Below are 12329 nucleotides of genomic sequence, written 5' to 3'. Positions count from 1 at the left end.
TACGAACGTCAAAGCGGTAAGACTAGCACGCGGGCATCAAACATTCAGGCGCTGAGCATGGCGCTGACTTCGGCCTCGGCGACCAGCACGTCCCCGACCCGCGCCTCGCCGCGATACCACCACATGTTCTTGCGCTGGGCGATCTTGGTCATGTGATATTCGATCGTGTCGCCCGGGATCACGGGCTTGCGGAATTTCGCCTTGTCGATAGTCATGAAGTAGACCGTCGGCGAGCTCCCTGTCGGCACTTTGCCCGAGCAGATGCAAATAACGCCTGCCGTCTGCGCCATTCCCTCGATCATGTAGACGCCGGGAAACACTGGTCGCTCCGGGAAGTGTCCCATGAATTGCGGTTCGTTGGCGGTCACGTTCTTGACGCCCACAGCGAACTCATCACCGCGGATTGAATGCACGCGGTCGATCAGCAGAAATGGAAAGCGATGCGGCAGGGTCTTCAAGATGAAGTTGATATCGGCCGCTTCGAGCGTCGTTTGTGTCATTCCTCGGGTCCCGGGTGCGCTCCACGTGGGCGCGCGTCCGCCTCTCCTGTCGCGGCCTCGCGGGCCATCCGTTCAAGCAGCATCATCTCGCGGAACCAGAGTTTGACGGGCTTGGCTGGCGTACCACCCCATCGGGCGCCTGGCGGCACGTCGTCGTGCACGATACTGGTTGCGGCGATCTGCGCGCCGTCGCCGATCGTCACGTGATTGTTGATGCCGACGCGCGCACCCAATGCCACTCCCTCGCCCAGGGTCACGCTTCCCGCGATACCAACCTGGCTGGTGACGAGGCAGCGGCGGCCGACCACCACGTTGTGTGCAATTTGCACCAGATTGTCGATTTTCGTACCTTCGCCGATCACGGTATCACGCAGCGCTCCGCGATCAATCGTGGTGTTGGCGCCAATCTCCACGTCGTTCTGGATGATAACCCGGCCGGTCTGCGGCACCTTCGCATGGCCATCGGCGCCCGGCAGAAATCCATAACCATCCTGCCCGATCCGGCAGCCCGGATGGACGATGACGGCGTTGCCAATCAGGCTGCAGGCAATGGTGGTGCCAGCGCCGATCGCGCAACCACGTCCGACCGTTACATAGGGACCGATCACGGCCCCTGGCCCGATGATGGTACCGGTTCCGATTTCGGCACCCGGTCCGATCACTGCGTGAGCTTCGACGGTCACGTCCTCTTCAAGCCTGGCCGTCGGATGAACAACGGCCATCGGCGAAACGCCTTCGGCGCCAGATTGCACATGCGGCTTGAGTGCGTCGGCATGCATCCTCCGCGCGACAGCGACAAAGGCCCGATAAGGATCGGCGACGCGAAGCACCGCCACGCGGGACGGCAGCTCCTGCTCCAGCCGCCGGCTGACCAGACATGCCGCAGCGTGGCAGCTCGCGAGCTTCGGCGCGTACTTCGCATTCTCCAGGAAGGTCAGCTGCGAAGGCCCTGCCTCGTCCAACACGGCGAGACCAGTGATCGGCACCAGTGCGCGCGTTGAATCGGCGAGCACTGCGCCGGTCATCTCGGCGATATCGGCAAGCGTCAGCCTGGGCGGCTCGCTGAAAAATCTGTGATGCCTCATGACCTCGCCATCATCAGCCGAAAACGGCCTCGCTCCGCCAAAGCAGCGAGACCGTTCGACTTTCCGACCGCTCCACGATCAGAAGCTGGTGCCGCCGCCGAACCTGAATTCCTGCGTGCGGTCGTTCGGGCCTTTCGCCACCGGGATGGCATAGTCGAAACGCAAGGGTCCGAACGGCGACTGCCAGATGATGCCGGCACCAACCGAAGCGCGAACCTGCATGCCGTTCTGCGCGACCGTGATCGACTCCAGTGTCGAGGGGAACGTCTCCGGTCCCTTATAGTCCCAGAGCGAACCGGCGTCAGCGTAGATCGCTCCCTTCAGACCCGCTTCCTTGGGTAGGAACCAGAACGGCATCTGCAGTTCGACCGATGCGCCCCAGTACATCGTACCGCCAAGCGCGTCCTGTGCGGTGCCGAGCGTGATGTCGCGCGGACCGATGCCGACCGGCGCAAAGCCGCGGACCAGGTTCGGGCCCATCTGGAAGTGGTCCAGCATACGAAGATCGCCGCCGCCCAATCCCATGATGTGACCGCCTTGACCGCGCAGCACGCCGACGACGTCCGAAATAACCGGGAAATAGAAGCGGGCATCCACGGCCGAACGGAGGTACTTCACGTCGCCGCCCAGACCAGCAATGTCCTGGCGGAATTCGGCGAGCAGACCACTCGTCGGGTCCTTGTTGTTGTCGAGGGTGTTGTAGGCGAGCGTGTAGCCAACCGACGAAGTCCAGACAGCGCCGTTGGCGAGCTCGATCTTGATCGGCAGCGACGCCTCGCCGTCCGCATAACACCCAAGGCCGCTGGTTGCAGCCAGGTAAGCCGCAGAATCAAAGCCGACAGGCAGTCCGTTGGTTGGGTTCAAGACGTAAGACGGCGTGGGATTGAACCCCAAGCTCGCGTTGTTAACGTTGTTGTTACAGTTCTGCAGTGTCGGATCGATGCCAACTTCCTGCCGGTACAGCGAGTAGCGCACCTGCATCGAGAGGTCTTCGCGAAGCGCAAAACCCAGCCGGGCCGAGCCGCCGATCGTCGTCGTCTCATACGAGACGTAGCTCGATGGCAGCTGTTGGCGCTGGAAGATGTCGATGCCGCCCGCAATGCGATAGCCGAACAGGAAGGGCTCGACGACGGAGACGTTGTAGCCCCGCGTACGTTCGCCGTACTGTACGCCCGCCTTTGCATAAAGGCCTGTTCCGAGCAGGTTACGTTCGGAGACGCTGACCTCCGCCAGGAAGCCGTCCGAGGTCGAGTAGCCGCCGGACACCGAGAAGTCGCCAGTGGATTTCTCCTCGAGATCGACAACGATAACGACGCGGTCTGCCGACGAGCCGGGCTCGGTCAGGATCTTCACCGTCTTGAAGTAGTCGAGATTCTTCAGGCGGCGCTCGGCGCGGTCGATCAGCGCACGGTTGTAGGCGTCACCTTCGGCGATATCGAATTCGCGACGGATCACATAGTCCTTGGTGCGCGTGTTGCCGCGAACGTTTATTCGCTCCACATAGACGCGCGGCCCCTCTTCGAGCACCAGGACGATCGAGACGGTCCCGTTCTCAAAGTTGCGCTCTCCACGCGGGCGCACGGTGGCGAAGGCGTAGCCGCGCCGCGCCGCTTCCACGGTAATTTCTTCGACGGACTTCTCGATCGCCTCGCCATTATAGACCGAGCCGACACCGAGGCGCAGGAACGACCGGAAGGCGTTCGGATCGAGACCGCGAATGTTCGATTGGATGTCGATCGAACCAACGCGATACTGCCGACCTTCTTCGATCTGGAAGGTCACGAGGAAGCCACGTCGCTGCGGATCATATTCGGTCAGCGCCGCAACCACCTGAATGTCGGCATAGCCGTTCTTCAGATAATAGCGTCGAATGAGATCGCGGTCGGCCTCGACGCGATCCGGATCATAAACGTCGCCCGAGCCAAGAAAGCTCAAGAGGTTGGTTTCGCGCGTCTTGATGACGTCGCGCAGGCGATAATCCGAAACCGCCTTGTTGCCGACGAACTCGATGGATTTGACGCCAGTCTTGCCGCCTTCATTGACCTCGAAGATAAGGTCGACGCGGTTGTTGGGCTGCTCGATGATCTGAGGGACCACCGAGACGTCGTAACGGCCCTGGCGGCGGTAGATTTCCGTAATGCGTTGCGTGTCCGACTGCACCAGCGGTCGGGACAAGCTGCCGCGCGGCTTGGACTGCACCTCGCTGGCGAGCTGCTCGTCCTTCATCTTCCGGTTGCCCTCGAAGATGACGCGGCTGATCACCGGGTTTTCGATGACAGTGACGACGAGACGGCCGCCGGCCTGGTTGATGCGCACGTCCTGGAACAAGCCTGTCTCGTACAGTGCGCGCAGCGCATCGTTGATGCTGCCGCTGTCGATGCGACCGCCCGAGCCGGGCCTGAAATAGCTGCGAATGGTATCGGCTTCGACCCGCCGATTGCCTTCAACGACGATCGATGAAGCACTCTGGGCGATGGCCGGGGATGCAACGGTCGTCGCACCCACCAACGCGGCCGGCAGTGCGACAGTTATCAGGACAGCGGCGAGACCCCCCCGCAGCGTTCTCAGTCCAAGTCTCATTCGCCAAGCGCCCTCATCAAACTCACGCCGACACGCGCCCCGCGTCCGACAGAATCCCCATTCCGAGGCTGCTTGTAGCTAATTTCAGCAAAGCGGCAAACCTCGTTTCGCAGCCAATTTCCAATTTCCAACCAACACGTTGCTCTTCCGCCACGGCTTGACAAAGGTCCCCTATCGGACGTGGCGGCAGAATCTCTACGACGTGGCCCGGAAGATGTGCAGGATGTCGTTGTAGGTCGCGAAGATCATCAACATCAGAACGAGGGCAAGACCGACACGGAAGCCCATTTCCTGTGCCCGCTCGGACAGGGGGCGTCCTCGAATGGCCTCAACCGCGTAGTACAAAAGGTGACCGCCATCGAGCAGCGGCACCGGAAACAGGTTCAGGAGCCCGATCGATACGGACAAAACCGCAGCCAGATGGATAAGCGCGGTCAGTCCGATGGTCGAGACCTGGCCGGAAATCTGCGCGATTCGAATAGGCCCGCCAATCTGGTCGGCGGCTTCGCGTCCCGCGAACACTCCGCCGATATAGGCAAGCGTCCGATCGACGACGAACCAGGTTTCCTTCACACCGAGCCCGAGCGCGGTGACCGGATCGACCTTTGTGTTCGCGGCATCCTCGGGCGACGAGGCGCGGGTGATGCCGAGCACGCCAATGCGATGCGTATTGCCGAAATTGTCCTTGATTTCGCGCAGATTGGGCGTCGCGCGGAGTTCAAGGTTCGTGTTGCCGCGTTTGACCGCAAGTGTGAGCGCCTGACCGGCTCTGGTCGAGACGATCCGCTGCATGTCCGAGAAACTCTCGATAGCGGCACCGTCGATCGCGGTGATCAGGTCGCCCGGCTGAATGCCGGCCGCGGCGGCTGCGCTGTCGGCCTGCACGGTATCGACACGCGCGCTCGCGCTCGGCTTGCCAAAGAAGGTGAAAAGGCTGGCAAATATGACGATCGCCAGGAGGAAATTCGCGATCGGCCCGGCAGCGACAATCGCCGCACGCGCCAGAACGCCCTTGTGGTGGAAACTGACCTTGCGATCCTCGTCCGACATCTTGGCGAGCGCCGAGGCGGACGGCGTGCTTGCTTCACTTTCGTCGCCAAAGAACTTGACGTAGCCGCCGAGCGGAATGGCCGAAAGCTTCCAGCGCGTTCCGCGTCGGTCGTTGAAGCCGATGAGTTCCGGGCCGAAACCGATCGAGAAGGTCAGGACCTTTACGCCTGTCCAGCGCGCGACCAGAAAATGGCCGAGCTCATGGAAGAAGACGACGATCGTCAGCACAAACAGGAATGGAACCACATAGCCCACCACGCCGTTGCCAAGCGTGCTGAACCCACTCAGAAAAAAGTCCACCATCCGTTCCCTTAGCTACACGCCCAATCGGCCGGAACCGGGGCCGTCGTGGCGAAGATCATGCGCGGCATCAACAGCTTAGAGCGCACGCGGCTGCGGCGACCCTCCCCCCAATCCGTTAAGATGCCTTTGCGGCAATTTCAGGCAAGAGGCTGCGCGCCATATTTCGTGAACTATGGTCAATAGAAAGCGCATCGTCGGCCGTCTGCGGTAACGAATTGGTCCGTGCAGCCGCCTCCATGGTCGCTTCGACCAGCCGCGCGATGCCGCCGAAGCCGATCCTGCCGTTCAGGAACGCGTCGACGGCGACTTCGTTCGCCGCGTTGAATACGGTCGGGATCGCCCCCCCCGCCCGAAGCGCCGCCTGAACGAGGCGAAGTGACGGAAAGCGGACCGGGTCCGGGGCCTCGAACGTCAATTGGCCAATGGCGGCAAGGTCGAGCTTCTGCGCTGGACCGTCGATGCGCTCCGGCCACGCCAGGCAATGAGCGATCGGCGTGCGCATGTCGGGCGCGCCCATCTGTGCGATCACCGAGCGGTCGGAGAATTCGACCAACCCGTGGATGATCGACTGCGGATGGACCAGCACATCGATCTGGTCTGGCTCCAGGTCGAACAGATGGTAGGCCTCGATGATTTCGAGCCCCTTGTTGAACATCGAGGCGGAATCGATCGTGATCTTCCTGCCCATGCTCCAGTTCGGATGCTTGAGCGCCTGCTCGATCGTCGCGTTCTCGATTTGCTCGCGCGTCCAGGTTCGGAATGGTCCGCCCGACGCCGTCAGGATGACCTTGGTCAGATCCTCGCGGCGGCCCGCGCCCATCGCCTGAAAAAGCGCATTGTGCTCCGAATCCACCGGGAGCACGCAGGCGCCGTTCTTTTCTGCAGTCCGCATGAACACTTCGCCGGCGCAAACAAGGCATTCCTTGTTGGCAAGCGCCACGGTGACGCCGCGCTCGGCGGCAGCGATTGCGGGCTTCAGCCCAGCGGCACCACTCATCGCTGCCATCACCCAGTTGGCAGGACGCTGCGCCGCTTCGATCATGGCGCCCTCACCTGCGCCGACAGCAATGCCGGTGCCGGCCAGCGCGGACTTCAGTTCGTCGTAACGCTGCTCCTCTGCGACTGCAGCGAAGCGGACGTTGAATTCGATCGCGAGTTTGGCAAGTGCCGCAACGTTGCTATGTGCGGTCAGCGCCTCGACGCGGAAGCGGTCCCGCGAACGGCGCAACAGATCGATCGTGCTGGTGCCGATCGAACCGGTGGCGCCAAGCACGGTCACAACCCGATCGACCTGCGGCTGAAATTCGCTCGCCCGCAGTGGAACTGCGCTCATTACATCACCATACCAAAAGGCCCTGACCGATCGCCTCGGTCCCAGAGCGCATGTAACCTATTATTGCGGCGGCAATGATCGCCGCCATAAATCCATCGAGTCGATCCAGAAGACCGCCGTGTCCAGGGATAATCTGGCTCGAATCCTTTACGCCGAACTGCCGCTTGAGGGCAGATTCGAACAGATCGCCAAACTGGGATATGACGGAGATCACAGTTCCAAGCAACAGCATCGGCAGCACTTTACCGTAACCGGCCGCCGCAAATGCCACGGCAAAGGCCATGCTGCCGAGCACGCCGCCAATCGCGCCCGACCAGGTCTTTTTGGGGCTGATCCGGACCCAGAGTTTTGGACCGCCGAGACCTCGGCCGACGAAATAGCCGAGAATGTCCGTGATCCACACCACGAGGAACACGAAGATCAGCGCGATAAAGCCATATGCCGGATCGCGCCGCACCAGCACGCAGGCAAACAGCGCCGCTGCGGTATAGGCAAGTCCGATTGCGGTCCAGGAGCGATGCGCCGGCGTAGAAAACAGGAACATCGCGAACAGGCCGAGCGCGACCGAGAGATTGGCGATCTCCAGATTGCCGACGCCGAGTGAAATGCCAACGGCGGCCAATGCAAGGAACCCCCAGAACAGCACCGGCCGCCGCAAGTTGCCGACGATCATCAGCCATTCACCAAACAGGCCGATGACTGTGATGGTCGCAAGGCCGAGCCAGAACGCGCCGCCGAACCAGGCGGCTGCGATCGCCAGCGGCGCCAGCACCAGCGCCGCCATCACCCGCAATGCAAGGTTGGATCGCAGCCCCGAAGCGCCGTCGCCTGCCGTTGCGCGGTCGGCCACCGCCTCAGGATCCCGTCTTGGCGGCGAGACCACCGAAACGACGCTCGCGCCGCGCATACTCGTCGACCGCGCGTTCAAGCGCGGCCTTGTCGAAATCGGGCCAGTGCAACGGCACGAAGACGAACTCGCTGTAGGCCGCCTGCCACATCAGGAAATTCGACAGCCGCTGCTCGCCGCTGGTGCGGATGATGAGATCCGGATCCGGAATGCCCGATGTGTCGAGATAGGTTTCGAGCAGGTCGGCATTGATTGTCGACGCATCACGTCGACCATCCGCGACCTCCTGCGCCAGCCGTTGCGCCGCGCGGGCAATCTCCTGCCGCGAACCATAGTTGAAGGCCACGACCAGCGTCATGCGGGTGTTGTCGCGCGTGAGGTCTTCGGCCTCGTTCAGGAGCGCGACGATGTCGGACTCAAGGCCTTCGCGCTCGCCGACCACTCTCACGCGAACCCCATCGCGGTGCAGCTCGGCGAGATCGTTGCGAATGAAGCGGCGCAACAGGCCGAACAGATCACCGATCTCTTCCACCGGCCGCGACCAGTTTTCCGAGCTGAAGGAAAAAATCGTCAGATAGGCAATGCCGAGCTCGCCGGCGCCGCGCACGACCTTGCGCAACGCCTCTACACCCCGTCGATGGCCTTCGCCGCGCGGCAATCCACGCGCCGCCGCCCAGCGGCCGTTGCCATCCATGATGATGGCAACATGGCGCGGTACATCGGCGTGCGCCGGTGCCTGCGCAAGCGCAGCTGTTTCGGTCGTGCTCATCAGACCGTCATAATCTCCTTTTCCTTGGTGGCGAGCATCTTGTCGATTTCGGCGATCTCGTGATCGGTCGCCTTTTGTACCTCGCTAGACAAGCGTGTCTGATCATCCTCGGAGATTTTGTGATCCTTTTCGAGCTTCTTGATGACGTCGAGGCCATCGCGGCGAACATGGCGGACTGCAACGCGGGCGGCCTCTGCATATTTGTGCGCCACCTTCACGAGCTCTTTGCGCCGCTCCTGATTGAGTTCAGGAATTCTCAGCCGGATCACCTGCCCCTCGGTCGCGGGGCTCAATCCCAGATTGGAATTGATGATCGCCTTCTCGACGGCGTGCACCATCGATTTGTCCCACACCTGGACCGACAACAGGCGCGGTTCGGGCACGCTGACGGTCGCCACCTGGTTCAGCGGCATATGCGTGCCGTAAGCTTCGACCTGCACCGGCTCGAGCATCGAGATTGCCGCACGCCCGGTACGCAATCCGCCAAGCTCATGCTTGAGCGACGACGTCGCGCCTTGCATCCGGCGTTTCAGATCGTTGATGTCAAATGATCCGGACGACATGTCCTTAACTCCTCGCAAAGCTGATTTCGGCCGGTACCGTGAGCTTCGGCCGATTTGACCGACTTCATGCTCAACCGGCGACGATGGTGCCCTGCCCGTCGCCGCTCAGAATAGCGCCGATCGAGCCGGATTCGGCGATGGAAAACACGATGATAGGCATCGCGGTTTCCCGGGCAAGGGCGAAGGCGGTGGCGTCCATGACCTTGTAGCCGCCTTCCAGCGCCTGAGAGTGGGTCAGTCGTTCAAAACGCGTCGCGGAAGGGTCTTTCTTCGGGTCGGCCGAATAGACGCCATCGACGTTGGTGGCCTTCAGGACCGCGTTCGCGCCGATCTCGGCGGCGCGTAGAACTGCAGTGGTGTCGGTGGTGAAGAACGGATTGCCGGTCCCACCGGCAAGCAACACGATCCGGTTCTCGGCGAGGTATTTGTGTGCTGCACTGCGAGTGAACAGTTCACAGACCTGCGGCATCACGAAAGACGACAGCACCCGGGCCGATTGGCCAAGACGCTCGAGCGCGGATTCAAGCGCCAGGCAGTTCATCACTGTGGCCAGCATGCCCATAGTGTCACCTCGCGCCCGCGATACACCGCGCGAGGACACCTCGACGCCACGAAAGATGTTGCCGCCGCCAACAACGACAGCGAGCTCCACGTCCAGCTCCTGAGCCTCGATCAGGTCGCCGGCGATTCGGTCGATGGTCGGCTGATGAATGCCAAAAGGCTGGTCGCCGGCAAGGTATTCGCCGGAGAGCTTGACGACGACGCGCCGGTACTTCGCTTCAGCCATTGCGGCGCTCCCTGTGACCTGGTGTCCCGGATCTGACGTTCGCATCACTTGGCGGCGACCTCGTATGCGAACGGTAGAACCAGAGGGACACTAGCAACTTTATGCAGCGAGTGCGCCTTTGGATTTGACGTTCGCACGCAGGACTTAGCGGCGATGGTGCTACGAACGTTAATCCAGCGCACTGGTCAGCCGGATGTGCTCACGCGCATCCGGAAAGCCCGCTAGATCAGTCGGCGAAGCCTGATCGGAGCCGGGCAATCCAGCCGATGGTTCCGTCAGTTGGTTCCGGCAGCCGCGGCGACTTCCGCAGCGAAGTCGGATTCCTGCTTCTCGATTCCCTCACCCAGAGCATAGCGTACGAAACCGGTCACTTTCACCGGACCGCCGATCTTGCCCTCAGCTTCCTTGAGCGCCTGGGCGACGCTCTTCTTGTCGTCGAAAATGAAGGCCTGCTCGAGCAGCGTCTGTTCCTTGTAGAAGGTCTTCAAACCCGACTCCGTAATCTTGTCGATCATGGCCTCGGGCTTGCCCTGCTGGCGAAACTTGTCGGCGAGAATATCCTTCTCGCGCTTGACGACCGACGGATCGACGCCCGACGGGTCGATCGCAAGCGGGTTCGTGGACGCGATGTGCATCGCGACCTGGCGGCCCAATGCTGCCAACTCGTCCTTCTGGCCGGTCGACTCCAGCGCCACCATCACGCCGATCTTGCCGAGCCCATCAGTGACGGAGCTGTGCACGTAGCTCGCGACAACGCCGGACCCGACCGAGAGCTGGGCGGCGCGCCGCAGCGACATGTTTTCGCCGATCGTTGCGATCGCATCCGAAATCGCGGTCTCGACCGTCACGTCGCCGACCTTCGCCGCCTTGATCTTTTCGACGTCGCCACCAACGTCGAGCGCGACCTGGGCGATCATCTTCACGAGACCCTGGAACTGCTCGTTGCGCGCGACGAAGTCGGTCTCGGAATTCACCTCGACCATCGCTCCCTTGGCCGGGGAAACGACCACACCGATCAGGCCTTCAGCTGCGACGCGGCCGGCCTTCTTCGCCGCCTTCGACAGGCCCTTCTTGCGCAGCCAGTCGACCGCGGCTTCCATCTCGCCGCCCGATTCATTGAGCGCCTGCTTGCAATCCATCATTCCTGCGCCGGTCTTGTCGCGCAGTTCCTTGACCATTGCTGCCGTGATCGTCGCCATGTCCATCTTCCTTTTGCCCGTCCGGGCCGATGCGCATAGATGGCCATCGGCCCATGCGGCATCAAGATCGTAAGGGATCGGCCGGACGCGCCGCCCGGCCGCAGGATTTGCCTTAAATTATTCAGCCTCGGCGAACTTCTTCGCCTGCGCCACCCAGCTGTCGGCCCGGCCTGGCAGACCCACCTCTTCAGCGATGTGGTGCGCCGTATCGTGATCGAGTTCAGCAAGCTGCCAGTAGTGGAAGATGCCCAGATCGTTGAGCCCCTTCTCGATCGCTCCCGACACGCCGGTCAGCTTCTTCAGGTCGTCGGCAACGCCGCGCGGCCCCGGCAGGCCCTGGAACTCCGGCTTCGCTGTCGCCGCCGGTAGCGCCTCGTCGATCGGCGCCGCCGACGCGCCGACGTCGACGCCCGATGCGCCCTGCGAGCGCGAGATGCCGTCGATCACCGCGCGGGCGATGAGGTCGCAATAGAGTGTGATCGCACGACCGGCGTCATCGTTGCCGGGGACAAGATACGTGATGCCCTTCGGATCGCAGTTGGTATCGACGATGGCAGCAACCGGAATGTTCAGCCGCTGCGCTTCCTGGATCGCGATGTCTTCCTTGTTGGTGTCGATCACGAAAATCAGGTCGGGCAAACCGCCCATGTCCTTGATGCCGCCAAGCGAACGGTCGAGCTTGTCGCGCTCGCGCTGCAGCGTCAGCCGCTCCTTCTTGGTGTACTGCGTGCCCTCGGCCGAATTCAACACCTCGTCGAGGTGGCGCAGCCGCTTGATCGAACCGGAGATCGTCTTCCAGTTGGTCAGCGTACCGCCGAGCCAGCGCGAGTTTACGAAGTACTGCGCCGAACGCTTCGCCGCGTCGGCGATCGACTCCTGCGCCTGACGCTTGGTGCCGACGAACAGCACGCGTCCACCCTTGGCGACCACGTCGCTCACCGCCTGGAGCGCGCGATGCAGTTGCGGCACGGTCTGCGCAAGATCGATGATATGGATGTTGTTACGAACGCCGAAAATGTATTCGGCCATCTTCGGATTCCAGCGGTGAGACTGGTGACCAAAGTGAACGCCAGCCTCGAGCAGCTGGCGCATGGAAAATTCAGGCAGCGCCATTGATAGTTCTCCGGTTTGTTCCTCCGGGAGCGCGTGAGCAATATCCGAGCCTTTGCGGCCCGGAGTGCCACCGGACGGCCTGTTCAGCCATGCTCCCGTGTGAGATGGCCGCGCTTATAGCCGCGACCTCCCGAACTAGCAAGCAAATCCGCAGCTTAAGCCGCCATCAATGACCCGGATTCGAGCGCCGCCGAACCGGG

The 12329-nt window shown here is 62.1% G+C and carries 11 protein-coding genes; all 11 read right to left on the bottom strand.

Annotated elements, in window-relative coordinates; translation table 11 throughout:
* Nucleotides 1-44: 44 nt before the first annotated feature.
* The 11 genes from fabZ to RCO31_RS13635 all read right to left on the bottom strand — a co-directional run bounded on the left by fabZ (nt 45) and on the right by RCO31_RS13635 (nt 12129).
* On the bottom strand, nt 45-500 hold the full coding sequence (gene fabZ, locus RCO31_RS13685; RefSeq protein ID WP_308968956.1) for a 3-hydroxyacyl-ACP dehydratase FabZ: 456 nt from the start codon (nt 498-500) through the stop codon (nt 45-47).
* Nucleotides 497-1585 (bottom strand): UDP-3-O-(3-hydroxymyristoyl)glucosamine N-acyltransferase, encoded by a 1089-nt coding sequence (lpxD, locus tag RCO31_RS13680; RefSeq protein WP_308968955.1) that lies wholly within the window; start codon nt 1583-1585, stop codon nt 497-499. Before lpxD ends, fabZ begins: the two co-directional genes overlap by 4 nt.
* Before the next feature lie 78 nt (nt 1586-1663).
* Nucleotides 1664-4165: an outer membrane protein assembly factor BamA gene (gene bamA, locus RCO31_RS13675; RefSeq protein WP_308968954.1), complete on the bottom strand. Its 2502-nt coding sequence runs from the start codon at nt 4163-4165 to the stop codon at nt 1664-1666.
* Between the two features lie 195 nt (nt 4166-4360).
* Entirely contained in the window at nt 4361-5518 is a 1158-nt protein-coding gene (gene rseP, locus RCO31_RS13670) for an RIP metalloprotease RseP (RefSeq protein ID WP_308968953.1), read from the bottom strand.
* Between the two features lie 115 nt (nt 5519-5633).
* Nucleotides 5634-6851, bottom strand: coding sequence for a 1-deoxy-D-xylulose-5-phosphate reductoisomerase (gene dxr, locus RCO31_RS13665; RefSeq protein ID WP_308968952.1), 1218 nt, complete (start codon nt 6849-6851; stop codon nt 5634-5636).
* A gap of 4 nt (nt 6852-6855) precedes the next feature.
* Entirely contained in the window at nt 6856-7701 is an 846-nt protein-coding gene (locus RCO31_RS13660; RefSeq protein ID WP_374991475.1) for a phosphatidate cytidylyltransferase, read from the bottom strand.
* A 4-nt stretch (nt 7702-7705) separates the two neighbouring features.
* Entirely contained in the window at nt 7706-8467 is a 762-nt protein-coding gene (locus RCO31_RS13655) for an isoprenyl transferase (protein WP_308968951.1), read from the bottom strand.
* Complete coding sequence (frr, locus tag RCO31_RS13650; RefSeq protein ID WP_308968950.1) at nt 8467-9030, bottom strand: ribosome recycling factor; 564 nt, start codon at nt 9028-9030, stop codon at nt 8467-8469. Before frr ends, RCO31_RS13655 begins: the two co-directional genes overlap by 1 nt.
* A 70-nt stretch (nt 9031-9100) precedes the next feature.
* Nucleotides 9101-9817 carry a UMP kinase gene (pyrH, locus tag RCO31_RS13645; protein ID WP_308968949.1) on the bottom strand — a complete coding sequence of 239 codons (717 nt, stop codon included), beginning with the start codon at nt 9815-9817 and terminating at the stop codon, nt 9101-9103.
* A 275-nt stretch (nt 9818-10092) separates the two neighbouring features.
* Entirely contained in the window at nt 10093-11016 is a 924-nt protein-coding gene (tsf, locus tag RCO31_RS13640) for a translation elongation factor Ts (RefSeq protein ID WP_308968948.1), read from the bottom strand.
* A gap of 117 nt (nt 11017-11133) precedes the next feature.
* Entirely contained in the window at nt 11134-12129 is a 996-nt protein-coding gene (locus RCO31_RS13635) for a 30S ribosomal protein S2 (protein ID WP_308968947.1), read from the bottom strand.
* Nucleotides 12130-12329: the final 200 nt, after the last annotated feature.

It is taken from the genome of Bradyrhizobium sp. LHD-71, from assembly GCF_031157255.1.
Taxonomy (GTDB): Bacteria; Pseudomonadota; Alphaproteobacteria; order Rhizobiales; family Xanthobacteraceae; genus P52-10.
This window is presented reverse-complemented; position numbering and strand designations above follow the sequence as displayed.